At 38.1% G+C, this 24977-nt stretch carries 40 protein-coding genes and 3 pseudogenes; 37 read left to right on the top strand and 6 right to left on the bottom strand.

Features of this window, described 5'->3' with window-relative positions; all coding sequences use genetic code 11:
• Positions 1–179: 179 nt before the first annotated feature.
• The gene (locus tag PDT38_RS13245; RefSeq protein ID WP_270802237.1) at positions 180–1007 is read right to left on the bottom strand and encodes a MerR family transcriptional regulator; all 828 of its coding nucleotides are present in this window, start codon (positions 1005–1007) and stop codon (positions 180–182) included.
• A 92-nt stretch (positions 1008–1099) separates the two neighbouring features.
• Here PDT38_RS13245 and PDT38_RS13240 point away from each other — a divergent pair, with 92 nt between their 5' ends.
• Both PDT38_RS13240 and PDT38_RS13235 read left to right on the top strand, forming a co-directional pair.
• Positions 1100–2311: an MFS transporter gene (locus tag PDT38_RS13240; RefSeq protein WP_270802235.1), complete on the top strand. Its 1212-nt coding sequence runs from the start codon at positions 1100–1102 to the stop codon at positions 2309–2311.
• Positions 2312–2334: 23 nt separating this feature from the next.
• On the top strand, positions 2335–2859 hold the full coding sequence (locus PDT38_RS13235) for a GNAT family N-acetyltransferase (RefSeq protein ID WP_270802234.1): 525 nt from the start codon (positions 2335–2337) through the stop codon (positions 2857–2859).
• 410 nt (positions 2860–3269) lie between these two features.
• Here the strand turns inward: PDT38_RS13235 and PDT38_RS13230 are convergent.
• The 5 genes and pseudogenes from PDT38_RS13230 to PDT38_RS13215 form a co-directional block, all read right to left on the bottom strand.
• Positions 3270–3668, bottom strand: a pseudogene (locus tag PDT38_RS13230) (sigma-70 family RNA polymerase sigma factor); the annotation flags it as partial.
• Complete coding sequence (locus PDT38_RS13225) at positions 3665–4186, bottom strand: ImmA/IrrE family metallo-endopeptidase (RefSeq protein ID WP_270802232.1); 522 nt, start codon at positions 4184–4186, stop codon at positions 3665–3667. The pseudogene PDT38_RS13230 and the gene PDT38_RS13225, both read right to left, overlap by 4 nt.
• Before the next feature lie 102 nt (positions 4187–4288).
• Positions 4289–4393, bottom strand: a pseudogene (locus tag PDT38_RS19485) (excalibur calcium-binding domain-containing protein); the annotation flags it as partial.
• 180 nt (positions 4394–4573) lie between these two features.
• A pseudogene (locus PDT38_RS19480) lies at positions 4574–5020 on the bottom strand (thermonuclease family protein); the annotation flags it as partial.
• A gap of 589 nt (positions 5021–5609) precedes the next feature.
• Complete coding sequence (locus tag PDT38_RS13215; RefSeq protein ID WP_270802230.1) at positions 5610–5981, bottom strand: helix-turn-helix domain-containing protein; 372 nt, start codon at positions 5979–5981, stop codon at positions 5610–5612.
• 170 nt (positions 5982–6151) lie between these two features.
• On the opposite strand from PDT38_RS13215, the gene PDT38_RS13210 reads away from it, so the two are divergent.
• From PDT38_RS13210 to PDT38_RS13040, 35 genes are all read left to right on the top strand, one after another.
• Positions 6152–6403: a helix-turn-helix transcriptional regulator gene (locus tag PDT38_RS13210; RefSeq protein ID WP_270802228.1), complete on the top strand. Its 252-nt coding sequence runs from the start codon at positions 6152–6154 to the stop codon at positions 6401–6403.
• 98 nt (positions 6404–6501) lie between these two features.
• Positions 6502–6666 (top strand): hypothetical protein, encoded by a 165-nt coding sequence (locus tag PDT38_RS13205; RefSeq protein WP_270802227.1) that lies wholly within the window; start codon positions 6502–6504, stop codon positions 6664–6666.
• Positions 6638–7327 carry an ORF6C domain-containing protein gene (locus tag PDT38_RS13200; RefSeq protein ID WP_270802226.1) on the top strand — a complete coding sequence of 230 codons (690 nt, stop codon included), beginning with the start codon at positions 6638–6640 and terminating at the stop codon, positions 7325–7327. The genes PDT38_RS13205 and PDT38_RS13200 overlap by 29 nt, the downstream gene beginning before the upstream one ends.
• 67 nt (positions 7328–7394) lie before the next feature.
• Positions 7395–7955 (top strand): helix-turn-helix domain-containing protein, encoded by a 561-nt coding sequence (locus PDT38_RS13195; RefSeq protein WP_270802225.1) that lies wholly within the window; start codon positions 7395–7397, stop codon positions 7953–7955.
• Positions 7952–8209 (top strand): YqaH family protein, encoded by a 258-nt coding sequence (locus PDT38_RS13190; protein WP_270802223.1) that lies wholly within the window; start codon positions 7952–7954, stop codon positions 8207–8209. Before PDT38_RS13195 ends, PDT38_RS13190 begins: the two co-directional genes overlap by 4 nt.
• A 130-nt stretch (positions 8210–8339) precedes the next feature.
• Entirely contained in the window at positions 8340–8537 is a 198-nt protein-coding gene (locus tag PDT38_RS13185) for a YqaI family protein (RefSeq protein WP_270802221.1), read from the top strand.
• A 103-nt stretch (positions 8538–8640) separates the two neighbouring features.
• Complete coding sequence (locus tag PDT38_RS13180; protein WP_270802219.1) at positions 8641–8829, top strand: hypothetical protein; 189 nt, start codon at positions 8641–8643, stop codon at positions 8827–8829.
• Positions 8829–9779: a YqaJ viral recombinase family nuclease gene (locus PDT38_RS13175; protein ID WP_270802217.1), complete on the top strand. Its 951-nt coding sequence runs from the start codon at positions 8829–8831 to the stop codon at positions 9777–9779. Before PDT38_RS13180 ends, PDT38_RS13175 begins: the two co-directional genes overlap by 1 nt.
• Complete coding sequence (locus PDT38_RS13170; protein ID WP_270802215.1) at positions 9779–10642, top strand: recombinase RecT; 864 nt, start codon at positions 9779–9781, stop codon at positions 10640–10642. Before PDT38_RS13175 ends, PDT38_RS13170 begins: the two co-directional genes overlap by 1 nt.
• Positions 10643–10827: 185 nt before the next feature.
• Entirely contained in the window at positions 10828–11064 is a 237-nt protein-coding gene (locus tag PDT38_RS13165; RefSeq protein WP_172292414.1) for a DUF7667 family protein, read from the top strand.
• Between the two features lie 48 nt (positions 11065–11112).
• Complete coding sequence (locus PDT38_RS13160) at positions 11113–11952, top strand: replication protein (protein ID WP_270802549.1); 840 nt, start codon at positions 11113–11115, stop codon at positions 11950–11952.
• Complete coding sequence (locus PDT38_RS13155) at positions 11840–12658, top strand: ATP-binding protein (RefSeq protein WP_270802212.1); 819 nt, start codon at positions 11840–11842, stop codon at positions 12656–12658. The genes PDT38_RS13160 and PDT38_RS13155 overlap by 113 nt, the downstream gene beginning before the upstream one ends.
• Positions 12655–12804: a hypothetical protein gene (locus PDT38_RS13150; protein WP_270802210.1), complete on the top strand. Its 150-nt coding sequence runs from the start codon at positions 12655–12657 to the stop codon at positions 12802–12804. Before PDT38_RS13155 ends, PDT38_RS13150 begins: the two co-directional genes overlap by 4 nt.
• On the top strand, positions 12804–13013 hold the full coding sequence (locus tag PDT38_RS13145; protein ID WP_270802208.1) for a hypothetical protein: 210 nt from the start codon (positions 12804–12806) through the stop codon (positions 13011–13013). The genes PDT38_RS13150 and PDT38_RS13145 overlap by 1 nt, the downstream gene beginning before the upstream one ends.
• Before the next feature lie 93 nt (positions 13014–13106).
• Positions 13107–13532 carry a RusA family crossover junction endodeoxyribonuclease gene (locus tag PDT38_RS13140; RefSeq protein WP_270802206.1) on the top strand — a complete coding sequence of 142 codons (426 nt, stop codon included), beginning with the start codon at positions 13107–13109 and terminating at the stop codon, positions 13530–13532.
• A 307-nt stretch (positions 13533–13839) separates the two neighbouring features.
• Positions 13840–14016, top strand: coding sequence for a hypothetical protein (locus PDT38_RS13135; protein ID WP_270802204.1), 177 nt, complete (start codon positions 13840–13842; stop codon positions 14014–14016).
• Positions 14003–14167 carry a hypothetical protein gene (locus PDT38_RS13130; RefSeq protein ID WP_270802202.1) on the top strand — a complete coding sequence of 55 codons (165 nt, stop codon included), beginning with the start codon at positions 14003–14005 and terminating at the stop codon, positions 14165–14167. Before PDT38_RS13135 ends, PDT38_RS13130 begins: the two co-directional genes overlap by 14 nt.
• Before the next feature lie 83 nt (positions 14168–14250).
• Positions 14251–14454, top strand: coding sequence for an XtrA/YqaO family protein (locus tag PDT38_RS13125; protein WP_270802200.1), 204 nt, complete (start codon positions 14251–14253; stop codon positions 14452–14454).
• Positions 14455–14485: 31 nt separating this feature from the next.
• On the top strand, positions 14486–14707 hold the full coding sequence (locus PDT38_RS13120; RefSeq protein WP_270802198.1) for a hypothetical protein: 222 nt from the start codon (positions 14486–14488) through the stop codon (positions 14705–14707).
• On the top strand, positions 14704–14904 hold the full coding sequence (locus PDT38_RS13115; RefSeq protein ID WP_270802197.1) for a hypothetical protein: 201 nt from the start codon (positions 14704–14706) through the stop codon (positions 14902–14904). Before PDT38_RS13120 ends, PDT38_RS13115 begins: the two co-directional genes overlap by 4 nt.
• A 197-nt stretch (positions 14905–15101) precedes the next feature.
• Positions 15102–15233, top strand: coding sequence for a hypothetical protein (locus tag PDT38_RS13110; RefSeq protein ID WP_270802196.1), 132 nt, complete (start codon positions 15102–15104; stop codon positions 15231–15233).
• 160 nt (positions 15234–15393) lie between these two features.
• Positions 15394–15792 (top strand): hypothetical protein, encoded by a 399-nt coding sequence (locus PDT38_RS13105; protein WP_270802194.1) that lies wholly within the window; start codon positions 15394–15396, stop codon positions 15790–15792.
• A gap of 64 nt (positions 15793–15856) precedes the next feature.
• Entirely contained in the window at positions 15857–16099 is a 243-nt protein-coding gene (locus PDT38_RS13100; protein ID WP_270802193.1) for a hypothetical protein, read from the top strand.
• Between the two features lie 261 nt (positions 16100–16360).
• Positions 16361–16627, top strand: coding sequence for a hypothetical protein (locus tag PDT38_RS13095; RefSeq protein ID WP_270802192.1), 267 nt, complete (start codon positions 16361–16363; stop codon positions 16625–16627).
• Between the two features lie 33 nt (positions 16628–16660).
• On the top strand, positions 16661–16996 hold the full coding sequence (locus PDT38_RS13090) for a hypothetical protein (RefSeq protein ID WP_270802191.1): 336 nt from the start codon (positions 16661–16663) through the stop codon (positions 16994–16996).
• 91 nt (positions 16997–17087) lie between these two features.
• Positions 17088–17846 (top strand): hypothetical protein, encoded by a 759-nt coding sequence (locus tag PDT38_RS13085; protein ID WP_270802190.1) that lies wholly within the window; start codon positions 17088–17090, stop codon positions 17844–17846.
• Positions 17847–17964: 118 nt separating this feature from the next.
• Positions 17965–18093, top strand: coding sequence for a hypothetical protein (locus PDT38_RS13080; protein WP_270802189.1), 129 nt, complete (start codon positions 17965–17967; stop codon positions 18091–18093).
• A 12-nt stretch (positions 18094–18105) separates the two neighbouring features.
• The gene (locus PDT38_RS13075) at positions 18106–18570 is read left to right on the top strand and encodes a helix-turn-helix transcriptional regulator (protein WP_270802188.1); all 465 of its coding nucleotides are present in this window, start codon (positions 18106–18108) and stop codon (positions 18568–18570) included.
• Between the two features lie 214 nt (positions 18571–18784).
• Entirely contained in the window at positions 18785–19330 is a 546-nt protein-coding gene (locus PDT38_RS13070) for a terminase small subunit (protein ID WP_270802187.1), read from the top strand.
• Positions 19311–20588 carry a PBSX family phage terminase large subunit gene (locus PDT38_RS13065; RefSeq protein WP_270802534.1) on the top strand — a complete coding sequence of 426 codons (1278 nt, stop codon included), beginning with the start codon at positions 19311–19313 and terminating at the stop codon, positions 20586–20588. The genes PDT38_RS13070 and PDT38_RS13065 overlap by 20 nt, the downstream gene beginning before the upstream one ends.
• 12 nt (positions 20589–20600) lie before the next feature.
• Positions 20601–22115, top strand: coding sequence for a phage portal protein (locus tag PDT38_RS13060; RefSeq protein ID WP_270802186.1), 1515 nt, complete (start codon positions 20601–20603; stop codon positions 22113–22115).
• Entirely contained in the window at positions 22112–23239 is a 1128-nt protein-coding gene (locus PDT38_RS13055) for a phage minor capsid protein (RefSeq protein WP_270802185.1), read from the top strand. Before PDT38_RS13060 ends, PDT38_RS13055 begins: the two co-directional genes overlap by 4 nt.
• On the top strand, positions 23239–23370 hold the full coding sequence (locus tag PDT38_RS13050) for a hypothetical protein (protein ID WP_270802184.1): 132 nt from the start codon (positions 23239–23241) through the stop codon (positions 23368–23370). Before PDT38_RS13055 ends, PDT38_RS13050 begins: the two co-directional genes overlap by 1 nt.
• A gap of 78 nt (positions 23371–23448) precedes the next feature.
• Positions 23449–24063, top strand: coding sequence for a hypothetical protein (locus PDT38_RS13045; RefSeq protein WP_270802183.1), 615 nt, complete (start codon positions 23449–23451; stop codon positions 24061–24063).
• 14 nt (positions 24064–24077) lie between these two features.
• Entirely contained in the window at positions 24078–24965 is an 888-nt protein-coding gene (locus PDT38_RS13040; protein WP_270802182.1) for a hypothetical protein, read from the top strand.
• Positions 24966–24977: the final 12 nt, after the last annotated feature.

The following is a 24977-nucleotide window of genomic DNA, read 5'->3' as shown; positions in this document are numbered from 1 at the left end:
ATAGCTCTGCGAGATTCCACGCTCCTTCGTGGTCGCTGCTGAATGTTCTCTTTCTTTCAATTAAGTTAAACTGGTTGACGATGATTTCTTGTTTTTTTGATTTTTGGACATCATAAGGCTGATTTTCTCTCAAAAAGTAAAAGTACGTAGTTACAAAAACCCGCATCAAACATTTTTGGCTATAAAACCATTTCTTCAACTTGGAGGAGAATTTTCGTAATTTGATTTTCTGCTCTATCGACCATCACCTCATCAAGCATATATTCCTCATATGCATACTCACCTATCTGCATCCCATTCTGTTTAATAAATTGAATCATTCTATTGTATGTATCTTTAACATCTTCATCCTTTTGGTATCCAACTGCATACAGACCTTTAGGTCTCACATAATAGTTTATCTTATTTATTCCTTCTTTTACTTTTATATAAAAGTGATTGTAATTATAGAAGTCTTTTTTAAGCATTTGTTCCCGTGCGAAGATTCCGCCGACAGGATACCCCTCATCCAATTCATGAGACTCTGCATAGTGAATGAGTTCTGAAATGGCTGCAATGTATTTTCGTTCTGGTAAATCTAATGTATTTCTGCTTATCATGAATTTTTCTTCATTTAAATACTGAAAGGAAACTGAGGAGAAATCAGTTTCTAACGCTTGTTCAGTTAAGGCTACTTTCGTCTCGATGATCTTTTGCAAATGCTTCAGCTTTTTAATTTTGTTGTCAATTTCAGCTGACTTTTCTTTGAGAAGCGGAACGATCCTGTCTGGTGTTTGGTCTTTTAAGAGGGACTTGATTGCTTTTAATGGGACACCAACCTCTTTAAACAAATTGATAACCTGAAAAAGTTCAAACTGATTATAGGAATAATACCGATAACCATTCTGTTGTTTTATTTCTGGAGAAAATAGACCAATCTCGTCATAGTGAAACAGAGTTTGTTTTTTTACGCGGCATAGTTTGGCAAACTCACCTGTGGTGAAATATTTTTTTAAGTCTTCGCTCATAAAAATCTCCTTGACTATACGGTAACAATATACTTTATGATTTTATTGTACTTGAAAGAACTTTGACCTGCAAAAAAAAGGATAGGTAATAGATGAAAAAATCAATTAAAGAACAAAAAACAGTATTCATTATATTGTTAAGTAACATTTTCATAGTTTTTCTTGGCATCGGTTTAATTATTCCGGTTATGCCTACTTTTATGAATACCATGAATTTATCCGGCAGCACTATGGGTTATCTTGTTGCAGTTTTTGCTATTTCCCAGCTAATAATATCACCTTTTGCGGGAAGATGGGTTGACCGTTTCGGGAGAAAAAAACTGATTGTCCTCGGTTTGCTGATCTTTAGTATTTCAGAGTTGATTTTCGGCCTAGGAACCCATGTTCAATTTTTTTATTTGTCGAGGATATTAGGGGGCATAAGCGCTGCTTTTATCATGCCGGCCGTAACGGCGTATGTAGCAGATATGACAACCCTAGAGGAAAGATCAAAGGCTATGGGATACGTTTCTGCGGCGATTAGCACTGGCTTTATTATAGGGCCTGGGGCTGGAGGGTTTATATCCAGCTATGGCATTCGTGTGCCGTTCTTTTTTGCAGCCGCCTTAGCATTCTTGGTTGCTATCTCTTCTGTTTTTATATTAAAAGAGTCATTGACGAAAAAAGAACGCGAACAACTCTTGTCAAATACAAAGGAACTCCATTTCTTCAAAGACTTAAAAAAATCAATTCATCCAGTCTATTTCATTGCATTTATGATCGTCTTTGTATTGGCTTTCGGCCTATCAGCCTATGAAACGGTATTCAGCTTGTTTTCTGATCATAAATTCGGCTTCACACCAAAGGATATCGCAACCATTATTACGATTAGTTCAATCGTTGCTGTCATTATTCAAGTTTTATTATTCGGGAAATTGGTCAACAAATTCGGAGAGAAAAAGATCATTCAGCTTTGCTTAATCACCGGTGCGGTCCTAGCTTTCGTGTCTACCGTTATGTCAGGGTTTTTAGCCGTTTTGCTTGTGACATGTTTTATTTTTCTAGCGTTTGATTTGCTGCGCCCGGCCTTAACAACGTTTTTATCCAAAGTTGCCGGTAACCACCAAGGTTTTGTTGCAGGCATGAACTCTTCTTACACTAGCTTAGGGAATATTTTTGGCCCGGCTCTGGGAGGTATTCTGTTTGATCTTAACATTCATTACCCTTTCCTGTTTGCAGGTATCATTATGATTGTCGGCCTAAGTCTTACAATGATTTGGAAAGAAAAAACGAATGAGGTTACAACCTTGAATGAACAGCTTTAAATTTTAGAGGTGTGGGAGGTAACATGATCTTAATAAGAAAAGCCAAAGCGTCAGACGCTGATTCAATTGCCAATGTTCATGTGGAAAGTTGGAAAACCACATATCAAGGAGTATTGCCTGATGACACGTTATCTAGGCTCTCTGTCAAAAATCAGGCAGAACTTTGGAGAACTTCATTAAGTGATTCTCAACACGAAGATATTGTCTATGTTGCAGAAGAAACCGACGGTAAAATGATAGGCTTTGCTTCCGGAGGTCCAAATCGTGATCCTCTCAGCAAATATAAGGGTGAAGTTTCCGCACTTTATCTATTGTTACAGTATCAGAGAAAAGGAATCGGCTCTCAATTAATGAAGGCGATTGTAGAGGAGCTTGTAAAGAAAAACATAAAATCGTTAATGGTATGGGTTTTAGCCGGTAATCCATCGATAAATTTTTATAAAAAATTAGGTGGAAGACAGAGCACAACAAAACAAATACAAATCGGTGAAGATGATTTCAAAGCCATTGCCATTGGCTGGACGGATATAAATAGTTTTTTGTTATAAAATGATCTTTGCGTTATGATATGCTCCTCTAAAAGTAGACAGATGAAATAAAAAAATCTGTTTGTCTTGAGGGGGTTTTTTTCATGGCTGGAAAATGGTGGGGGGCTATTGTTGAAATCAAGAGCATTGATATAGGATGGAGACTATTTTGAAGGGTTAAAACAGAGCCAAGGCAAGATTAATGGAATTGTTCATAGTGCTTGTTTAGCAGGAGAGGGTAGTCAGACCATTGTTAATAAAAAGCTTGGTTTAAAAATAGGTAATTGCCGGTCACCGATCATATGGCTTTAAAAGATTGAGTATGCAATACGACGTCTAAATCAATAGTGGGTTATGGAAACCTTTTCACTTTTTTGAGGGGCAAGTGAAATGAAGTAGAAAAAAGCCGGAATTTTAGACCGGCTTATACATCACTTCCCTTTCGCCTTCTTCCGTTTCTCCTTCTCAGCCCGATAAAATTCATGAAACATCTTCATCAACGCGCGCTTCTCAATTCGGGACACATAGCTCCGCGAAATCCCGAGTTCTTTCGCGATTTCGCGCTGTGTTTTCTCTTTCTTCAAATCAAGGCCAAATCTGCCGACGATGACTTCTTTTTCTCTGCCGTCCAAGATGTCGATGTATTTTTTGACTTTTTCAAGCTCCATGTTGAGCTGGATGGTGTCGATGACGTCTTCGTTTTCCGATTTTAAGACATCAATAAGGCTGATTTCATTTCCTTCTTTATCTTGCCCGATTGGATCATGAAGGGAAACGTCTTTTTTCGTTTTTTTCAAGGCTCGGAGGTGCATTAGTATTTCGTTATTCATTTCGTAACGGGAGTGCATCTTTGGTTATTTATTTTCTTAAAAAAAGCATATTCGAATTGTTTTCTTTGATACATTTCCAGTCTACATGATGCGAAAGGATATGTCACATTAAATGTATCCCCGATAAGTTTGATTGCTTCTGATTTCAATTGCGGGATTTTGATTTTATTGAGCATGAAAGTAGGGATGCAAAAATGGTATGAGAAATACTTTGCTTGGTTCTCTAGATATTGATGCCAAGAAAGAGGCATGATTTTTTCATCATTAATATGTCTAAGGTCATGACAAACCTCATGTGAGAAGTCTATCCATTGTTCTTTTCGATTTTTTCTGCAATCTAAGGATATGGTATACATACCATAAAACCGCAATGCAAAACTGGTGTTAGAATTATAAACAATAAGTATATCTAGAGCCGAGGCAATACGCTCGATATTTAACTGTTCTGGTCTTGAAATATTTATTTTTTTGTACAAGTTTTCTATCCAATCCTCTAAATGACTATTTGTATATATCAACACAGTTCCCCTCCTTGTAAACTCTAAAAACTGCTTTAGCTTAACGATTAGGAGTATATGTTCGTTTTTGTAAGTTTGAGAAAAGCCCATTTCTGGGCTTCATTAATTTCGCTCACAGGCGTAATTATCATGATCTCGATCCATTTTAGATTGATATGCAGGATGAGAACTTGGGACACCATGTGGATATTTTTTTCTCAACTCAGTACAATTAGCAAAGGATTCTGTACCACCTGATGCTGGAACTGACGCAGATGAACTCGAACTATTTTTATTGGAAGGTGATGATTTTTTGTTTGTATTTGGATTATTGTTTGTACTTGATTTTTTATTTGAAGTTGAATTCTTACTTGAACTTGATTTCTTGGATTCATGTGACTTGTTAGATACACATCCATTAAATCCTTTTTCAGTGACATAGTTAGATTTACTCCAAATAGCGCTTTGCTTGTTCTTAGCGTTTTTTTCATCCTCTTTAAATTGGTCTAAGTATTTTGTATTTGGAGGATACACGTAGGCTACTCTTGCAAGACCTTCTTTTAACAGTTTTTCTTGAACTGATTTTCCATCTACATAAACATAAGCTAGTAATCTTCCATATTTATCAGTTCGATCGCCTTTATCAAACTCTAATTCTAGTTTGCCCCCGTTGACTAGATCTTGATTTCTTTTAGAGGCATCTTTTCCATATGGCTGCACACAAGAATTTGGTTTTTTTGTTTCTGGAGTATCAACTAGTAAATATCGGACTGTTTTTTCTTGTCCTTTATATTTAACTTTTATTGTATCTCCATCAATCGCTTTAACTAATGTCACAGCCTCGAGTTTTTTATTTGTGGTTTTATCTTTAGACTTTTCCTGTTTTTTAGGTTTACCCGTTTCATCTTTTTCTTTCTTAGCATCTTTTGATGATTCGTTTGTTTCTTTCCTGTTTTTTTGTTCCTGAACTGCAGAAGTCGAAGCAGTTTTGGTATTTTGATTCAATTGAGAATTTTGTTCATCTGGTGTTGTTACTCCAACCAAAATGAAAAAAAGGAGAGCGATAAGGGCATATCCTAGTCCACCAGTGACCTTTTTTTGTTTTTTAAATAAGTCAAAACGTCTCGGATTGACCACACCTAAAACTATGAATACTAAAGAAACAAGAAATAAAAAGATAAAAATGGTATTTAAATGGGTAAAAAGAAATTTAGTAATATTAATGATGACACCAATTACTAATAAAAGCACCACTACTCCCAAACAGCCTGATTTTTTTTCCAAGTCAAATTCCCCCTTATTTTTCTAAACATATATATAATCGGACAAAAAAACCAATTTTTCAAGAGGGAAATTCCATTTTTGTAAGAAATTAAGCCAATAAAAAAGAAAACCACTTGGAAAGTGATCTTCTTTGGATGCTTTACAAGGCTACATTAAGCTATTATTTCTTTTTGATATCTCCGGGCTTACGTCCAGACTTTAATTGCTCAGCAATAATCCTTTGTGCTGCTTCTAATATTGAATCGGTCACTTTTCCATCAGCAGCTGCAATTAGTGTGTCAGGATCCTCTAAAATTTTTAATGCTTCTTCTTTGTATATCTTATCTGTGGCTTCATTAGACTCACCTTTTAACAAAAAATCTATTGAAACATCTAAAATACTTGAAATTGAAACCAAGGTTTTATGGTCTGGTTCCCTGTTTCCTAATTCGTATGCTGTATAAGCAGGTCTTGTAATTCCAAGCTTATCAGCCATATATTGTTGTGTAAGTTTTTTTCTTTCACGGGTTTTACGTAGGTTCTCTGAAAACACTTATTTTCACCTGCCTATTCTATATTCATTTTAACGTAACAATTAGTTACATATAAGTAAGTGTAACGATATGAAACTTTTTGTGTTTATTAGTGTTGACAAAGTAACTAAATGATACTATTATAAAAGTAACGATTCGTTACTAAACGCTTTAGGGAAGAGGTGATTAGATGAGAGTTTGGTTAAAGAAATATCGTGAAGACAAAGGTTTAATTCAGCAAGAAGTTGCTGACGCATCAAAAATTGAAAGAGCTTACTATACCATGATTGAAAATGGATGCAGAAAACCTAGCGTTTTAGTGGCGAAGAGAATTGGAAAAACACTTGATTTTGATTGGACTCTTTTTTTTGAAGATGAACGTAACGATATGAAACATTTAGGGAGGGGCGATATTACACCTCAACAAAATTCATACCAATGAGTTTTTCGAAAATGCCTGTTAGCTAAAGGATTAGTTTTTTGGTGTTTTATTAAAAAGATTTTTATATTCCAAACATATTAAAAGGAGGAAGTATAACCATGAAAATCACTGTTACTAAAGGACCTTGTTTTAAACAGGCGGAGGCCAACGCATATGGATATTTACTTAGCATCCTTGTTCAACGTATGGAAGAACATCAAAAAAAAGTTGCTAAGGAACAAGAGGAGGCAAATCGTGAATCAAATCCAAACATTCAAAAATGAAATATTTGAAGTTGCTGCCAAAGTCGTAAACGACCAAATTTTATTTGATGTTGAAAGAGTCGCGAAATCACTAGGAATTGTTGATATTAAAAACGGCATCAAATATGTCAGATGGAATCGTGTAAATAGTTATCTTCCTAAAGTTTCGCCACAAGTGGCGAAAGGCGATTTCATCCCTGAACCACTAGTTTATAAGCTAGCATTCAAAGCTAAAAATGAAGTGGCAGAGCAATTTCAAGATTGGCTAGCGATCGAAGTCATCCCGACCATAAGAAAAACAGGCCAATATGGAGGCCCGAGAATTTTATCTGAAAGAGAACAGCGAATCGAATCTCTTAAACTCTTACTTGAAACATCACAACGCCAAGATGAGATGCAAAAAGCCTTGGACAATCATGAAAATAAGCTGATTGAGTTGAACACAAAAGTGGATGAACAAATCACACTTGACCACGGAGAACAGCGCCGGCTTCAAAAAGGCGTTGCACGCCGAGTCTATTCTTTCACGGATGACAAAACACAAGCGGCCAGGCTTTTTAAGGAATTGTATCGTGAAATCAAAGACCGGTTTGGGGTTGCTAGCTATAAAGATTTGAAGCGTAAGGAGCTGTTCACCGCGATCAAATATATAGAAAGTTGGATTCCTCGTAAGGTTTCTTAAAACCTTTGCGAGTCCCCCTATTAATAAATATTACCAATGAAAATCCAATAATTCAGGAGGCGAACAAATGTCGAACAATCCATATAATCTAGCGAATTTATACAAGATTCTCCATATGGAGAGAAAGAAAGCTTGTTTAACCCAATTTCAAATGGGGAGGTTGCTTGGAAAAAAGGATCAATCGTATGTCTCAAACGTTGAAAATGGTCTGATTACATTAACGCCTGATCTTTGTATTAAGTGGTTTAAAGCATGTGAAGCCTATGAACATATTGATCTTGTACATTATCTTTTCAAACTCCATCCTGTGGCAGCGGCTCCAATAGATCCGGCTTTAAATGAGAGTGTGAGTACCGCAGTCATCAATATGGTTCATCAGTTAGAAGAAGCCTTACAAGCAACCAAACATTTAGCCCAATGGGTGGCGAAGGATCGTCCGGGACGTACTGAGGAGTTGCCAATGAATGAGATCAAGCAGATTTTTGATTTAATTCCAGCCAATAAAACATTGATCTACTCGTTATCTAGAAGCCATGGTCTCAACATGAAAGAATTAGCTGATAGGTGGACTAAGAAAGCGTTGGTGGATCAAGTGGCGATGAGAAAAAAGGAGGCGGTATTAGCATGAATACTCATGACTTTTTCAAAGATGATATCCCACGAGTGAAACGGAAAATAGAATCAGCTGAGGATTTGTCAACCATGCTTTTAGAGGCATTGAGAGATAGTGATTATGAAGAGGCGATAAGTTTAGCCGGAAGCATCAAAGTGTTAACTGAGGACATCAGCCGTCTAGCAAACAAATGGAAGTTGTATCAAACAGCTGTGAAGATGCAACAAAGAGGCGTCAATATAGCAGTCATACCGAGGTATGTCAATTGATGGTTCATTTTGTTCATAAACCAGTCAAAGCGTTAGAAGTTCGGGCATGGTGTGCAAGAATACGAAACTATCCAGAGTTACATATCTTATGGGACGAAAGAGCAGCCAATTACAGAAAGGAGCGCTTCAAATGATGATTGAAAATCCAATGGTTTTAAACAACTGGCATGACAAACTCACAGAGCCTGAAACAAAAAAGGATTTTTTTGGAGATGAAGTGATGCCGACAGATGATTATGCCATTGATTGTGGAGAAGTGATTTTAATAGAGAACTTGGAAAGATACTTAAAGGAGCAACTTGGGTTTGAATTTTCTACAGGTAAATAAAAAAAGAGCCCACAAGGGATGGTGGGCCAAAAATCAAAAAAATAAAAATAACGATGATAGTAGTCTATCAAACGATTTTTAAATAATCAAGGAGGTTTTTAATATGGCAAAAGCAATCACAGCACAATTTAGCGAGAGACCTGATGATCAAGACCGGCTGACACAGGTTGGAGGTTCTATCTTTATCGATAAGCGTGGGAAGGTTCTATTTCGTTTTCCCTCTATGGATGCTTATCGAGAATGGCAAAAGCTAGGCATAGAAGCCTATAAAAGAAAGGTTGGAATGAACTAATGCAAGCCGAGGTTTTTGCGGTCACTAGTGATATGAGTCATCATGAATGGCTTGAAGAAAGGAGGAAAGGGATTGGCGGTTCAGATGCATCTGTGATTTTAGGGTTAAACAAATGGAAAACACCGTTTGAATTGTGGTTAGACAAGACAGGGCAAGTTCCGGTTGATGACTCTCAAAGTGAGGCAGCTTACTTTGGTTCCATGCTTGAAGACATTGTCGCAAAAGAGTTTGAGGTGCGTTCAGGCAAAAAGGTTCGACGCAAAAATCAGATGCTAAAGCATCCTAACCATGATTTTATCATCGCAAATGTTGATCGAATGGTTGTTGGCGAAAAAGCGATCCTTGAGTGTAAAACAACGTCTGCTTACAACTTGAAAGAATGGGAGAATGACGAGATACCTGACAGTTATATCATTCAAGTTCAACATTATCTTGGCGTACTTGGCCCCGACTATAAAAAAGCTTATTTTGCGGTCTTGATTGGTGGAAATAAGTTTGTTTGGAAAGAGATTGAGCGTGATGAAGAGCTCATTAACATGATTTTCACCGCAGAGGTTGAGTTTTGGCATGACAAGGTATTAGGTGGTAAAGCTCCAGCACTAGACGGCTCAAGTGCAGCTGAAGAATATCTGAAACAACGTTACTCCAAGACAGAAGAAAACAAGGTCATTGATCTGACAGCTGCAAATCGTAAACGCATTCAGCAGTATTTACAGCTGAAAGAACAGATCGCCGAACTACAAACGCAAGCCAAGGAACTAGAAAACCAAATCAAACACGAAATGAAAGAAGCTGAATATGGCTTTGTCGGAAACTATCAAACAAGTTGGAAGCCAGTTGTTTCAAACAGAGTAGATACGAAGAAGCTGAAAGAACAGTTTCCAGATATCTATGAAAAAGTGAGTAAAAAGTCCCGTTTTAGACGTTTCGGAATTAAGGAGGTTAGCTAATGGCTACAAATCAATCGATAAAAAATAACATCCAAAAGAAACAGCATCATGCACCTGCACAACAACAAGGAACCACAATGAAAGGTTTACTGTCCTCGCCATCTGTGATCAAGCGTTTTGAAGAAGTCTTAGGGAAAAGGGCAACACAGTTTACAGCGTCCATTCTAAGCTTATACAACAACGAAAAGATGTTACAGAAGGCAGAACCTATGACCGTTATTTCTTCAGCTATGGTGGCGGCTACGCTCGATTTACCAATAGACAAAAATTTAGGTTATGCCTGGATTGTCCCGTATGGAGGAAAAGCGCAATTTCAGCTTGGTTACAAAGGCTATATCCAGCTGGCTTTACGGACAGGACAGTATAAGTATATCAACTGTATTCCGGTTCACGAAGGCGAATTGCAAAAGTGGAATCCATTGACCGAAGAAATTGAGATTGATTTTGATAAACGTGAATCAGATGCAGTAGTCGGTTATGCGGCTTATTTTGAACTATTAAACGGCTTTAGAAAAACGATCTATTGGACAAAAGCACAAGTCGAGAAGCATAAAACAAAATTCAGTAAGTCAAATTTCGGGTGGGGGAAGGATTGGGATGCCATGGCACTCAAAACCGTTTTAAAAGCGATTCTGAGCAAGTGGGGGATTCTCTCTGTAGAAATGCAAACGGCAGTTATTGAAGAGGATGAGACAAGAGAACGTAAAGACATTACCGAAGAGGCAGAAGCAGCGGAAATCATAGAATCTGAGTCTGAACCAGAAGCAAAAGAAGAAGAACCAGAGAAGCCAAGTGCATTAGATCCCGACCCATTTGACGGCAAGCCCGTAGATATCAAAGAAAATGACCTTCCGTTTGATTAAGGTTTTCACAAGAAAGGCGGTGTCAGAGGATGAGGGACAAAATCGCCCGTAAATGGTCGAGGATGTCACAGAAACAGCAAGAAAGAATTGAGAATATCACGGCCGTCATTCTTGCGGCTCTCCTATACGGATGGCATGTGTTAATAGGTTATCTAATCATTTCACTTTGAAGGGAGAAACGTTATATGTGGGGAGTACATCAAAGATTAGCAGAATTATGGAACATTCAGAGCAACCAAAGGGCACTGACTGAGGAAGAAATGAGCGAATTTAAAATCTGTCTGGATGCAAACATGCACAAGTGTCGTAAGGTAGCCGCCTTGAAAAACTTGTCGCTGCTTGCATCCATGACAAATGATAATGACTGGCAGCACGAGCTATGCAACCAGATCGAGGAATTATATGCGGATTTCCACTCATAAAGAACGCAAGGTATTCATTTAAAAATTACTCAAAAGGAGGCCAGGGCTTTGAGCGGTTGGATTAAGCTTCACAGGAAAATTAAAGAAAATCCTATTTTTGCAAACTCGGATATGTTCAAGCTTTGGGCACTTTGCTTAATCAAAGCAACTCACAAAGAACATGATCAATTGGTAGGTAATCAGATGGTTAAACTGTTGCCGGGTGAATTTTTAACGGGCCGTCATGAACTGGCCTCCGAGTTTAACGAGGGTGTAAAACCGTCTGAAAAAGTCTCATCTTCTACCGTCTGGCGTTACATTAGAAACTTCGAAAAGTGGCAAATGTTGAACATCAAATCAGGGAACAAATTCAGCGTCATATCAATAACAAACTGGTCAGAGTATCAACAAAGTGAACAACAAGTGAACAGCAACTGCACAGCAAATGAACAGCAAGTGAACACAAACAAGAATGTAAAGAATGATAAGAATGTAAAGAATAATAATAAACGTTTGGTTTTTGATGAAAAACAAATGCAGCTTGCCGAGCTTCTTTGGAAACATGTCCAAGTGAACGCCCCTGACATGAAAAAACCAAACCTAGATAAATGGGCTAATACAATCCGACTGATGATGGAACGTGACGGAAGAACAGGAAAGGACATTCAAGAAATGATCTTGTGGTCTACTAAACACGAATTCTGGTACAAAAATATTTTAAGTGCTGATAAGTTGCGAAAGCAATATGCCAGATTAGCAGTTCAGAAGACTGAGGAAGAGAGGAAGGAATGGAGAAATGGGAACCAACAATCGTACGGACAAAGCTTTAGAGAAAATACTGGAAAAGCTTCGGGAAAGGTCAGCCCAATCTTCGGTGGTAGAGTCGGACGCCTCAGAAAAAAAGGGTGAATATGACTGTCCCACTTGTAAAGATGAATTGGGTTATCTGGAAAACCGGGACGGCATTGAGGTGTGGGTACGCTGTAAATGTGTTGAGTGGCGTCGAATTAGGAAATTGATGAATTCAAGTGACATAACTGCAGAGTTTGAGAAATTGCAATTCAAGAATTTTTTTACGGAAGGGAAACATGATCTGATCGTTGAGGCTTACGATTGTGCCGTTGATTACTATAGGAATTTCGATAGCATCAAGAACAAACGAAAAAACAGCATCACCCTTCTAGGACAGCCGGGATCAGGGAAAACGCATTTACTCACAGCCATATCAAATAAATTAATCAAATCGAAAAACGTGCCGGTTCAATATTTTCCCTATGTCGAGGGTTTCAATGATCTGAAAGATGATTTTGAAAAGCTGGAAGAAAAACTTCAACGCATGAAAGAGGTCGATGTCCTTTTTATAGACGATCTATTCAAGCCTTTGAAGGGTAAACCTAGGGCAACCGATTGGCAGGTGGAACAGACATATTCAGTCATCAATTATCGTTATCTGAATCATAAGCCGATTCTTATTTCAAGTGAATTGGATATCGAGCAGCTTGTACAAATAGACGAAGCACTCGGTACACGGATTTATGAAATGTGTGAAGACTATATAGTGATCATCAAGGGTGACCGGATGAAATTAAATCATAGATTAGGAGATTGGAAATGAAAAGCTATCAAATCATTCCATTGATGCCAGGAGTATATGAATTGTCACCGAGGGAGCAAGGGAAAGGCAAAGACCTGACACCAGTTATAAAAATGCTAGAAGAGAAAATGCGAGAAATGAAAAAAACAATAAAGGAGAGCGCCTAATGGGTGTGTATATCATGCTTGATCACTGCAATTTTGATTGGCAGCCGGACGAAGTTGAAAAAATTGAATCTTACTGGCAGGGCGGTTTACCCATTGAAAGAATTGCAAAGATCGTGAAACGGCCAGTGAAAGAAGTCTTTCTCTTACTCTATGATCGTGCGGAATTGGGGCATATCAGGGAAAGAGAAGGCGGGATATTCGGTGCTTGAGCAAATAAAAGCTGCATTTGAGATCTTATTTCTGGCCGGATACAGAGAAAAACAGATTCAGCAATGGATTGAGGATGATGGGAGGTAGGGAGAATGATCACCCTTAACATACCCGTTACACCAATGGGAGCCGTTCGAATGACTGGGCGTGGCAAATTCGTAAATAAAAATGCTCAACGATACTTAGCTTATAAAGATTTCATCAAGTGGGAAGTAAAGAAGCAGATGAAAAAAGCACCTTTTGAATCGGGAGCTCTCCATGTAGATATAACTTTCGTTATGCCGATTCCTAAAAGTTGGTCAAAGAAAAAACAGCAGCAATCCATCAATACGCTGCATACCAAAAAGCCAGACATCGACAATCTTATAAAAGGCGTGTTCGATGCTCTAAATAAAATTGCTTGGAATGATGATAACCAAGTTTCAGAAGTGACGGCTTGTAAAAAGTACGGTGAAAAGCCAGGAATTGAAGTTCAGATCACAAGGGCGACAGAAGAATGGGAACAGCTAAGCGTCTGATTATACGCTTTAAAAACGATTACGGGCGCACTGTGGGGTATAACACCCTTTGGAGGAATTGGTAGTCTAATAGAGTTAAAACGTCGCTACGGCTTTTTAAACAAAGATTTAGAGTATATCGAAATCGAGGGCGTTGAATATGATCTCGACAAGGTAAGGGCAGCACTCAAAAGAAAAGGTTATCAGTGACAATTAACTTTCCGTGAAAATGCAAGTAAACAACGAAGAGGTAGATAAAATCTAGGTTCTGAATGTCGATTTTTGACGGAATATGACGAAAAGAAAACGATGTTTTAAGGGGGTAAGCATGACTAGGCGCGTTATTCAGTGGATAGCAACAAACTATGATTCTGAAAATCTACAAGTGATTACCGTTTTTGAAGAAGGTTTAAATAAGCAAGCTGCTAAATGTCAAACACCGTTTTGTAGAAGGCATGGTGTGCTTTACAAAAACAGAGGGGGAAACCATTATGAGTTCAAGTAGAAACTGGAGATTGCCGGGGGAAGTCAAAGTTTGGAGGATGACGGAGAGAGAACGTCAAGCATACATCAAAAAGCATCCAATCATCTACAAAGAGGATCTAAAACCGTCACCAGCTTTTACAATGGAAAATTGGGACTATAGACTCTATTAAAAATAAAAAAGCACAGAAGCAGTTGCCTCCGTGCTCTTGATATGAACTAGGTACTTCTATCATAGCACAGAGGGGGCTGTCAGGTGAACAAACCTAAAGAAATTTCTATCAATGATGATCTCACATTCTCAGGGAAGATTGAGCCGAACAAGCTTATGGTACTGATCGTGGACGGCTCAGCAGGGACAGTTAAGACAACCGATGTCCCATTCCATGGACAATTGACTATTGAAACAGTCAACGGAAAATTCAAACGTTTAGATCATAAAATCGGATTCAAATTATAGCAGGGGATTTCCCTGTATGGGGAGGAACAAAATGAGAACGATCAAGTCAATCACTTTTCATTCAGATACTTATGTTGTGGGCGAAGCATACAAGCCGCCAAGTTTCACAGACGGGGCAACGGTAATAGGTATTAGAGATAATCGAAACGCTTTTCGACATAACGACGGAGGTTTTGAGGTTCGTTTTGATACAGGGGATATATTAAGGATTCACTCAAATGATGTAGTTGTTCATTTGGAGGCAGTGGAATGAGTATCAAATTAGATAAAAATATCATACGGCAAGCGTTGATAGGGAAAGTCCCCTCCGAATTAAAGGGTGCCGAGGAAGAAATAAAAGAGTTAAAGAGTCTGTGTTTATGGTCTATTAGACGGCTTCATCAAACATACAAAGATTTTGCTTATGATGAATACGAAAAAATAACAGGTGATAGTCCTGAAAGACTTTGATTTTTGGGATATAACGCCATAGTGTTCAGTCGTAGTTGAAAAGGATTAATGACACTTCGAATTATGAATGTCCTTTTACAGATTGGTATGAAGATACAAGATAGTGGTTAAGGGAAAAATCTCGTAAAGCAGGATACGAAAAACTATTAAGGATTGCAATTACTACTGAATGATAAAGAAGACGGAGGATTGTGAAAATGGATAGATTACAAGAGATAAAATATAAATATATGTATTGGGAATACGATTTTAATTTGAATAAGGAAGATATCAATTGGCTTATTGAGCAAGCCGAAAAGGTTGAACGATATGAAAAAGTAAAGCATTAAAAAGGATTGCTTACTGTGAATTTGAGGGATGGTCAAGTAGTGAGGTTTTAGGGAAAGTTACAGATTTTGCAAACAAGACACTAAAAGAGTAATACGCTTTTCGAACAAAAAGCAACATATTGTTCAGTCGTAGTTGCAAAAATAGCGGAGGAGTGAAGAAATGAAAATCACAGTTAACGAACAAACTCAACGCTTTTACTTAGCATTTAAAAGATGGGTACCAGTAATCGGGCATGAAATAAAGATAGGAAAATATAGATTCTGTGCCATTCCATTGAATGGACATATCAATATCACTGAAGTCAATTCTGGTTGTAAAGCCTTCGTTATACCAATGAATGTCGCTAATATGCGAGAAACGGAATCCAAAGAAGGCACAATGAATTTCTTATATAGAGTCGGTGAATCGTTAAAACGTTTTATTAGGGCCGAAGAAAATTTTGATGAAAAAATTGAGAAGATGAAAAAATTAGCTTTCAAACGACTTGGTAAGATGCCATCAATTGAAGATGTTAATACTGATTGGATATTTGAAGATGAGAGTGAAGTATTAAATTAATCCGAAGAAAAAGCAATACAGTTTTCAGTCGTAGTTGACTCAAATAGCGAAGGAGTGAAAAATGATGTTCCTAATACAAACTAGAAAAGAAAACAATTTTAGAGGTGTTGAAGACATTATTGACAGTCATGGTAATGCAAAAGACTGGAGTAACTACCAACACCAATTTAAAGATATAGAGAAAGCCAAAAAAGAATGTGAACTGATGATTTCAACGGGGCAATATAAAGCGAGAAATATAAGAATTGTAGAGGTTGTATGTACTTTTGATTCTGAGATAAAGGTTAGTTCACATAGTAAACGGTAATACGCATTTTCGCACAAATTACGCCAAGTTGTTGTAGTTGACATAAGGAGCCACATAGAAAGGATGATTTGAAAATGGGAACGGATGTTAAGAAGATGGAAACCAAACGCCAGAAACTGATCAAAAAGGCAATCTCTTTTCACGTTCTTGGACATGGACCAGATTTGAAAAAATGACGAACGAGCAGATCGAGAATCATATATTCATGATCGAAGAAACATTCAGGATGGCCTTTGATGAAGACGATGGGGAGGAAGAAATATGAAATATTATGAAATCCATGAACCTTATTACGCTTTGATTGCAGCAGAAGATGAGAAGAAGGCAGCTGAGGTGTATGTTGATTTCGTTGCCGATGATGATGGGAATTTAAAGAACGAAGTTAAAGAGGTTTGTGCAAGATATGCGCTTGGAACTTTTGTTGGTTCTGTTGCAAAGACAAATCCTCACTTTACATTAGGCAAGGTTGCAACAGATTTTGTAGATAGAAAAAATGGTTACTTGTTAATTGATAGTAGCCTGGCGTGATCACTTGAAAAGTATAGGTTAAGATACGGAGTGATGGCAATCAAAGAATTAAAGGTTATAAAAGGGGTGTTGATTGTTCTTGGCGGTGGCTTCTTCACAGGCTATCTGTGGGTGTATAAACCCGAAATTGCGGAATACTCGCTGATCATAGGCATTACGATGAGTGCTGTGATCATGACAGCCGTTGATAACTGGTTCTTTAAAACAATTTTCTTTCTCTTGTGTGGAAGCTGCCTTATTCTTTATGTTGATCGATTTATTGATGATTTTAAGCAATTCATTACGATGTTATTAATTATGGTTCCTATGGCTTCTGCGATGTTTTTGCATGTTGCAGAGGAAGAGGTTAAGGAAAAAGGGGATATTTAAAACAGCATTAGCATGCAATTGTTCGGTTAATTGAAACCCATCTCTATTTTAATCGTAAATATGTAGTTATAAGATAGGGAGGGTTTCTCATATGAACTTAAATATAGAATTATATAAGTTTAAAGAAGAGATAGAGAGTGAAGGGAGTCTTGCAAATATTTTTTGGCACTCTCCTTTTTTAGACACAGAAAAGAAAAAAAGAAAGAAAAAAATATTTCTTTGGTTTTTTATATGTTCAGGGATTTATTTTTTTCTTGACCTAATTGTTATGATCTATTTATATAGTTATTTAGGAGATATAATCACTACAATTGTTATAAGTTTTTTTAGTTTTTTGCCTATATTCTTGTTTTTGGGAATATCAGTTGGAAAATTTTATAAAGTAGTTGGATGTAAGAGATATTATAATTTGAGATATAAATTATGCTATGGAAAACTTAAAGAGCTGTTGCAAAAAAGTTCAATTTCCACTAGTGATATAGAGGAATACGTATTACCTATATTAGAAACTAAAGGATCAGATTCTAATAAAGAATCATATTCCTTTAAGTCTTTTTTTAAAGCTGTAATTCCTGGTATCATTGTGGGGATAATTGTAGCTCTTTTTAGTTTTATGATTATGAATACATCTAAGGCAAGTCAAGATGAACTTTATTTTTTTGTTAAAGCGTGGGTCTGTGCATCCTTTGCATTATTGTATGTAGGTTTGGTTGTTTTTAAGATGCTCAAGTCGTTTGATTTTATTAGTGATGTTAAAGGATATAAATTAGTTAAAAGTCTTCTTTATGATTATTTATCAGCGAAAAATCAGACACTTCAAAAGTATAAAACGTATAAGAGGAAATTCTGATTTTAAAATAATAGTATAAGTTAAGTCCAAGACGGAAAGCCTGCGGACACTGAACTTACAGTAATTATGCTGTTTGTTTGGTGTCCGTTTTTTATTTCTCTTGATAAGGAGGAACAACATGAGACAAACCAAACACAAGTTTCAGAAAAAGCCAGAGAAGCTCACTAGTCGCGATTTAAATTACTTGATGGATACAAACAAGCCCACCTACAAAAGAGCCAAAGGCGGGGCATTCAGACAACGATAAGGAGGATTAATCATGAATAAAAAAGAGATTGAAAACATTTTAAAAAACTATCGCTGGATGATGAACAGTATTGAAGTTTTACGAGAATCTTTAAAGGATGCTGGAGAAGGTATGACGGCACAATATGGCGTTGAAGCGTCACTACCGAAGCCAGAGGGGACTACAAGCGATCCTGTTTATAAAGAGACTGTCAGACGTGCGAAACGATTTAATAAGATTAAGATTTATGAAGAGAAAGTTAGAATGCTGCAGGAACGAATCAACCGTATTACTGATGAGCGAGAAAGTGAGGTTCTTTACTGGCTGCTAGAAGGTAAAAGTTATCGTTGGATTGCTCAACATATGGAACTTTCCTATTCTCATATCAAGCGTATTCGTGATTCATTAATAGATCAGCTTTCCAGTGAATCAAATGGCACAAATGGCACAAAAGAAACAGACGAAACAAATTTTACGAACTTAAAATCTGTAGTGTAAAATGGAAGGCAGGACGGGGAGGCAGATAATCCCCGGGTTTCCACAACACAAAATATAGTGACACATGCGGTTCTGCAATGATGCGGAGTCGCTTTTTTATGTTTGCTGTGATTTGCGTCCGGTGAGACTTGGAAAAACAATTGAATAACGCCAAGCACGGGCGTGGCTCAGAGTCAATATAAAAATGATCATCCTGGGAGGCGGTGAGGATGTAATGAGTAAATTGACACCAAAACAAGAGTTATTTATTCAGGAGTACATGAAGGATTTAAACGCTACTCAAGCAGCTAAAAGGGCAGGATACAGCGAAAGAACGGCTTACCGGACAGGCGCTGATCTCCTCAAGAAACCTCAAATTGTTGCGCGTATAGAGAAAATGAAAGCTGACAGAGCCAAAAGAAATCAAATCGATGCTGATTGGGTGCTGCAAAATTTCATCAAAGTCGCTCAAATGTCTATGAAAGCCGAACCTGTCATGACGTTTGACTATGAATCAAAGGGAATGGTTGAGACAGGAGAATATCAATTTGATTCAACAGGAGCGAATAAAGCGTTAGAGAATATTGGCAAACATATAGGTTTCTTTGATAACAAACATAAATTAACGGCTGCTCACATTGAAAAAATCAAAGCTGAAACCGATCTGACGAAAGAGCGTATTAAGCTGCTGAAAGGTGACAAGGGTGATACAGCGCTTATTGCGAATGTTGCCGAGCTCTTTAAAGCAATCCAAAAAGGAAATGGCACAAATGGAGATTGATTTTTCATCTAAGCAGCAGGACATTATAACACGACCATTTGATCATACATTAGAGGCTAATGAAGGGACTCCACGGTCGGGAAAAACGACTGCGGGACATTTTCGTTATGCACTTTATTTGAGCCTGACACCAGATGAAAATCATTTAATCGTTGCTTACAACCAAGAACAAGCATACCGGTTATTTATTGATGGTGACGGTACAGGACTGAAACATCAATTTGGTCAGCTAGCAAAGGTTAAGCATGATGAACTAGGCGACCATTTAGAAATACAGACACCAATTGGGACAAAGAAAGTCTATTATAAGGGAGGTGGTAAGGCTGACAGCGTAAAAGCCATTACAGGTATGTCCCTTGGTTCCGTCGTCTTTTGTGAAATCAATTTGTTACACATGGACATGATTCAGGAGTGTTTCCGACGAACCTTTGCGGCCAAAATGCGCTATCACTTAGCCGATCTTAACCCACCTGCACCGAATCATCCAGTGATTAAAGAGGTATTTGAAGTTCAAAATACACGTTGGCAGCACTGGACAATCCACGACAACCCGATTTTGACCGAAGACCGTAAACAGGAGATTTACAATACTCTTGTTAAAAATCCATATTTGTTTAAGCGAGACTGGTTGGGGCAACGGGTAAACCCTCAGGGCGTTATATACGGAATGCTAGACCTAGATAAACATACAGAAAAAACACTGCTTGGAAAGCCTTACGAAATGTTTTTCACTGCTGACGGTGGTCAATCTGATGCGACAAGTGTTTCATGTAATATCATCACGCGGTATAGAAACAAATTCAAACTCAATCGTGTTGCTCATTACTACCATTCAGGGGCAGAGACAGGGCAAGTAAAGGCTATGAGTGAATATGCAAAGGAAATCAGGGAGTTTGTTCGTTATTGCGTGGATAAATACGAAATGAGATACCACAATTTTTTTGTTGACCCTGCATGTAAATCGCTAAGGGAAGAATTACGGATTGTTAGTCTTGAGACCAGAACAGCAGATAATAACGCTAAAGATTTAAAGGGAAGCTCCAAAGGTATCGAAGTTGGAATTGAACGGGCGCAAAACGTCATAACCAATGGTCAATTTTATCTGGTGGATGATGATAAATACGATCATTACTATTTCATCAAAGAGGCTGGACTTTATTGCAGGGATGATAACGGTAAGCCAATTGATAAAGATAACCACAGCATGGACGAGTTTAGATATGCTGTGAACTACTTCTATAAACGATATGTAATATAGGGCGGTGACACAATGTTCCAAAGCCTAATTGCTAAGATAAAGGCGGTGATGCTGAAAATGGGGCTTATCAGTAATATTAAGTCAGTCTCGGATGTTAAGGATTTTCCTGTAAACGATGAGTTTTACAGATACATTGAAAATGTCTGGCTGCCTTTATATCAAGGCTACTTAGAGACATATAAAGATGAAAATTTTCACAAACTCGAATATACGACCATCGGTCGCGGTAGGAAAACCCGACATATGGAGACGTTAGGAATGGCTAAAGTGGCAAGTGAGGAAATGGCCCGTCTGATCTTCAATGAGAAATGTAAACTTAATATTTCAAATGAAGATTTAGCAGAAGAAATAAATGGGATCTTGAAGAACAACAATTTTTATAAAATGTTCCAAGATCACCTTGAGTATATGTTTGCTCTCGGTGGAATGGTGATGAAAGTATATGTGGAACTTGATCGTTTAGGAAATAAACAAATAAAGATTGGATTTGTAACGGCGGATTGTTTTATCCCGTTATCTTACTCTAATGATAGGGTGAATGAAGGGCTTTTTATTAGTACATCTCGAAAAGGTAAGAAGTTTTATACTCTTCTCGAATGGAATCAATGGGAAGGGCAAAAATATGTTGTTAGAAATCAACTTTTTCAATCTGACAACGAAAATGAACTAGGAATCGAAGTTCCTCTATCGATACTATATGAGAACCTAGCACCTGAAACCGTGTTTACAAAGCTAAAGCGGCCAACATTTGTTTATATCAAACCTAATATAGCGAATAATATCGATCTCCAAAGTCCTTTGGGGATTTCTTTATTTGCAAACGCAATAAGTAACATTAAAGCGATAGATACGGTTTATGACAGTTTTCTAAGAGAATTCAGGCTTGGAAAAAAGAGAATTATAGTTCCAGCAACTGCAGTTCGTACTCATGTTGATCGTGAAACACAAGCAATGACGCGTTATTTTGATGAAAACGATGAAGTTTACGAGGCTTTTGATTTTGATTCTGTTGATAATCAAAAGATCGTCGAAAATGATATTTCACTTCGAGTCAATGAACATATTGCAGCCATACAAACCGAATTAGATTTGTTTTCAGCTAAGATAGGATTTAGCCCCGGAACATTTACATTTGACGGTAAAGGGCTTAAAACAGCAACAGAGGTTGTCAGTGAGAATAGCAAAACTTATAAGTCTAAAAACAGTCATGAAACAATCATCGAGGAAAGTTTAAAACAACTGGTCAAAACAATCTGTGAAGTAGCTGAAACCTATGGAGTCTTTAAAATCCAAAAGGAATATGAGGTATCAGTTGATTTTGATGATTCTATTGTTGAGGATCGGGATTCTGACTCGAATTACTGGCTTAAGCTGCAGAACAACGGAAATATTCCAAAATGGATGGCACTTCAAAACATCCTTAAAGTTTCAGAAGAGGAAGCAAAAGCGATCATAAAGGATGCACAGGCAGAGCAAGCGAACGAACTGCCAGACATTGATGAACAATTTGGTGGTGGTGCTTCATGACACGCTTGAACAGGAATCAATTAGAACAAATGACATGGCCGATTGCCAAGATTTATACAGAGATTCAAACAGAAATTCTAGAGGGTATCGCAACAGCATTGGCAGAGGATCAGGGCGCTCTAGAGGACGATGCGAATGCATGGCATGCGATGAAACTTGAACAGATTGGGCCACTTAGAAAGCAGGCTATCAAGATCATAGCAAGAAAAAGTGGCTTAAAAACATCAAAGGTGACTGAAATCTTGTTAAATGTGGGATTGGCGGCTATTGATTCAAACGAATCTTTGTTAAAAAGAGCCTTGAAAGCAGGAGCCCCTCTTATAGAAGCCCCGAAGCCAAGAGATGACCCGGCAATCTGGCGCGTTTTAGAATCGTTTGAGCGTCAATCATCAAGTATTTTCAACATGATCAATTCAAGCATGCTAAACAATAGTGAGCAAGTATATCGGGACATTTTGACGAAGGCGACAGCTGATGTCATCACCGGAATGAAAACGCCACAGGAGGCGTTGCGTCGTACAATGGGTAGTTGGGCAGAACGGGGGATTCCAACCCTGATCAAAAGAAACGGTGACCGTATGTATGCGGAAGAATACGCTTCACAAGTCATGCGAACCATGGGCAACCGGGTAGCGAATGACATGCAGGATTCACGCTTTGATAGTTGGGGCGTTGATCTTGTTGAAATCAGTTCACATGAAGGTGCACGACCAAACTGTGCGCCATATCAAGGGCAGATATACAGTAGAAGTGGTAATGATCCGAATTATCCGGCTTTATCCGATACAAGTATAGGCGAGCCTGATGGTTTGTTTGGCATTAACTGCGGTCATTTTCAATATCCGTACATTCCCGGCGTCTCAACACAACGCTATCACCCTGTAGACGAAGAAAAGAATGAAGAGGTATACGAAGACAGCCAAAAACAGCGGCAGTTTGAACGATTCATAAGAAAAGGTAAGCGCGAACTGGCTGTTTTTGAAAAACTTAATGATGAAGTAGGTATAAAACGTGCACAAACCAAGATTTCAAGACGGCAAGCACAGCTAAGGGAATTTATTGACGAGACAGGAAGAACAAGACGAAGGGATAGAGAACAGATTTACTTTAAGGGGGTGTCATAGTGTTTATTTCACGAAAGGAATATAAAGAATTAGAAAATAGAGTTGCTCTATTAGAGATCACTGTTAAGCGATTGGTTGATGAACTTGAAATTTTAAAAGAGGAAAACAAACAGCCTTCCTATTTAGGATAAGGCTTTTTTTATTGCCCGTTTATCTGGGGTGGGCGTTAAAGAAAACAGAAGTATTTTACCCATTCGGGAGGTTATAACATGGATCATTTTTTAAAATTAGATCTTCAATTTTTCGCAGAAAGTGGCGAAAATGTAGGATCAGAAAATAATACCGATCCGACGGCAAATTCGGAAGGCCAAACAGAACATACTGACACTTCCAATCAGGAAGAACCTAAACCTTTTACCCAAGAAGATGTGAACAATATCGCAGCTAAGGAAGCGAAAAAAGCGCAAGAAAAACTATTAAAGCAACTTGGTGTTGATGACTTCAAGAGTGCAAAAGAGGGGCTTTCTAAGCTGAAAGAATGGCAGGATTCACAAAAAACAGAGGCTGAGAAGCAGTCAGAGCAGTTGAAAGAGTTTGAGACTCAAAACCAAACGCTCGCAAGTGAAAACGAAAGCCTTAAAGCTCAAATTGCGGCCGTGGGAGCCGGAGTACAAACGGATGCTGTGCAGGATGTTGTCACGCTTGCGAAGCCCCTTGTATCTGACGAGGTGGACATGAATGCAGCGATTGAAAAGGTACTCGAAAAATACCCGCATTTTAAGGGTGGCGCAACAGATGAAGAGCCACCTGTTTACACAACGGGAACGCATCATAAACACTCAAAATTAGATTCGTTTGCTAGTGCATTACTAGGTAAACAATAAGGAGGATTTAAAACATGGCTAATGCTATTAACTATGCTGAAAAATATTCAAGTGAATTAGATCAAGTATTGACTCAATCAATGCTTACAACTGAATTAGAAACGTCAAACGTAAACTGGATGGGAGCACGCACGTTTCATGTTCCAACGGTTTCATTGACAGGCTACAAAAATCATTCACGTAACGGCGGCTTTAATCGTGGTGATGTTACAACAACTAACGAACCATACACATTGGGATTTGATCGTGATGTTGAATTCTTTGTTGATCAAATGGATGTTGATGAATCAAATCAAGCAGCAAGCGCTGCCAATATTACACGGACATTCTTAACGGAACATGCAGGACCTGAGGTTGATGCTTATCGGTTTTCTAAGATAGCAACGAAAGCGATTGAAGGAAAGCGAGCAACAGCTGAAAACATTACAAATGATTCTGTATATACGGCTCTTAAACGTGATATTCTCAAGGTTCGTAAATATGGCCCGGGAAACTTAGTTTGCTACTTGTCTAGTGTAGCGATGGACGCTTTGGAACGTTCATCAGAGTTTAACCGTCAAATTCAGGTTCAGAACCAAGGAACAGCAATTGAAACGCGTGTGACAAGTCTTGACGGAGTTCGTTTAGTTGAGGTTTGGGACGCCAACCGTTTTTATTCCTCTTTTGATTTTACAACAGGTTTCAAAAGTGCCCCAGGTTCCTTTTCTCTAAACTGGATTATCGTCTACAAAGGTGCGATCGTTGCGAAAGCAAAACTAAATACGGTCTATCTATTCCAACCAGGACAGCACACACAAGGTGACGGATATCTTTATCAAAACCGTATGTATCATGATCTATTCGTCATGAAAAACAAAGCTGACGGTGTGATTGTGTCTCATGTAGCACCGGCAAAAGCATAAACGGAGGAGATA

The sequence above is a fragment of the Bacillus changyiensis genome (assembly GCF_027706145.1).
Classification (GTDB): domain Bacteria; phylum Bacillota; class Bacilli; order Bacillales; family Bacillaceae; genus Bacillus; species Bacillus changyiensis.
Note: the sequence above shows the minus strand (reverse complement) of the source record. Positions and strands in the feature narration are given on the sequence as shown.

Coding starts and splice junctions, on each gene's coding strand:
- PDT38_RS13245 (WP_270802237.1), bottom strand. CDS start 1,007: ATGAGCGAAGACTTAAAAAAATATTTCACCACAGGTGAGTTTGCCAAA.
- PDT38_RS13240 (WP_270802235.1), top strand. CDS start 1,100: ATGAAAAAATCAATTAAAGAACAAAAAACAGTATTCATTATATTGTTA.
- PDT38_RS13235 (WP_270802234.1), top strand. CDS start 2,335: ATGATCTTAATAAGAAAAGCCAAAGCGTCAGACGCTGATTCAATTGCC.
- PDT38_RS13210 (WP_270802228.1), top strand. CDS start 6,152: ATGAGAGTTTGGTTAAAGAAATATCGTGAAGACAAAGGTTTAATTCAG.
- PDT38_RS13205 (WP_270802227.1), top strand. CDS start 6,502: ATGAAAATCACTGTTACTAAAGGACCTTGTTTTAAACAGGCGGAGGCC.
- PDT38_RS13195 (WP_270802225.1), top strand. CDS start 7,395: ATGTCGAACAATCCATATAATCTAGCGAATTTATACAAGATTCTCCAT.
- PDT38_RS13190 (WP_270802223.1), top strand. CDS start 7,952: ATGAATACTCATGACTTTTTCAAAGATGATATCCCACGAGTGAAACGG.
- PDT38_RS13185 (WP_270802221.1), top strand. CDS start 8,340: ATGATGATTGAAAATCCAATGGTTTTAAACAACTGGCATGACAAACTC.
- PDT38_RS13180 (WP_270802219.1), top strand. CDS start 8,641: ATGGCAAAAGCAATCACAGCACAATTTAGCGAGAGACCTGATGATCAA.
- PDT38_RS13175 (WP_270802217.1), top strand. CDS start 8,829: ATGCAAGCCGAGGTTTTTGCGGTCACTAGTGATATGAGTCATCATGAA.
- PDT38_RS13170 (WP_270802215.1), top strand. CDS start 9,779: ATGGCTACAAATCAATCGATAAAAAATAACATCCAAAAGAAACAGCAT.
- PDT38_RS13165 (WP_172292414.1), top strand. CDS start 10,828: ATGTGGGGAGTACATCAAAGATTAGCAGAATTATGGAACATTCAGAGC.
- PDT38_RS13155 (WP_270802212.1), top strand. CDS start 11,840: ATGGGAACCAACAATCGTACGGACAAAGCTTTAGAGAAAATACTGGAA.
- PDT38_RS13150 (WP_270802210.1), top strand. CDS start 12,655: ATGAAAAGCTATCAAATCATTCCATTGATGCCAGGAGTATATGAATTG.
- PDT38_RS13145 (WP_270802208.1), top strand. CDS start 12,804: ATGGGTGTGTATATCATGCTTGATCACTGCAATTTTGATTGGCAGCCG.
- PDT38_RS13140 (WP_270802206.1), top strand. CDS start 13,107: ATGATCACCCTTAACATACCCGTTACACCAATGGGAGCCGTTCGAATG.
- PDT38_RS13135 (WP_270802204.1), top strand. CDS start 13,840: ATGACTAGGCGCGTTATTCAGTGGATAGCAACAAACTATGATTCTGAA.
- PDT38_RS13130 (WP_270802202.1), top strand. CDS start 14,003: ATGAGTTCAAGTAGAAACTGGAGATTGCCGGGGGAAGTCAAAGTTTGG.
- PDT38_RS13120 (WP_270802198.1), top strand. CDS start 14,486: ATGAGAACGATCAAGTCAATCACTTTTCATTCAGATACTTATGTTGTG.
- PDT38_RS13115 (WP_270802197.1), top strand. CDS start 14,704: ATGAGTATCAAATTAGATAAAAATATCATACGGCAAGCGTTGATAGGG.
- PDT38_RS13110 (WP_270802196.1), top strand. CDS start 15,102: ATGGATAGATTACAAGAGATAAAATATAAATATATGTATTGGGAATAC.
- PDT38_RS13105 (WP_270802194.1), top strand. CDS start 15,394: ATGAAAATCACAGTTAACGAACAAACTCAACGCTTTTACTTAGCATTT.
- PDT38_RS13100 (WP_270802193.1), top strand. CDS start 15,857: ATGTTCCTAATACAAACTAGAAAAGAAAACAATTTTAGAGGTGTTGAA.
- PDT38_RS13095 (WP_270802192.1), top strand. CDS start 16,361: ATGAAATATTATGAAATCCATGAACCTTATTACGCTTTGATTGCAGCA.
- PDT38_RS13090 (WP_270802191.1), top strand. CDS start 16,661: ATGGCAATCAAAGAATTAAAGGTTATAAAAGGGGTGTTGATTGTTCTT.
- PDT38_RS13085 (WP_270802190.1), top strand. CDS start 17,088: ATGAACTTAAATATAGAATTATATAAGTTTAAAGAAGAGATAGAGAGT.
- PDT38_RS13080 (WP_270802189.1), top strand. CDS start 17,965: ATGAGACAAACCAAACACAAGTTTCAGAAAAAGCCAGAGAAGCTCACT.
- PDT38_RS13075 (WP_270802188.1), top strand. CDS start 18,106: ATGAATAAAAAAGAGATTGAAAACATTTTAAAAAACTATCGCTGGATG.
- PDT38_RS13070 (WP_270802187.1), top strand. CDS start 18,785: ATGAGTAAATTGACACCAAAACAAGAGTTATTTATTCAGGAGTACATG.
- PDT38_RS13065 (WP_270802534.1), top strand. CDS start 19,311: ATGGCACAAATGGAGATTGATTTTTCATCTAAGCAGCAGGACATTATA.
- PDT38_RS13060 (WP_270802186.1), top strand. CDS start 20,601: ATGTTCCAAAGCCTAATTGCTAAGATAAAGGCGGTGATGCTGAAAATG.
- PDT38_RS13055 (WP_270802185.1), top strand. CDS start 22,112: ATGACACGCTTGAACAGGAATCAATTAGAACAAATGACATGGCCGATT.
- PDT38_RS13045 (WP_270802183.1), top strand. CDS start 23,449: ATGGATCATTTTTTAAAATTAGATCTTCAATTTTTCGCAGAAAGTGGC.
- PDT38_RS13040 (WP_270802182.1), top strand. CDS start 24,078: ATGGCTAATGCTATTAACTATGCTGAAAAATATTCAAGTGAATTAGAT.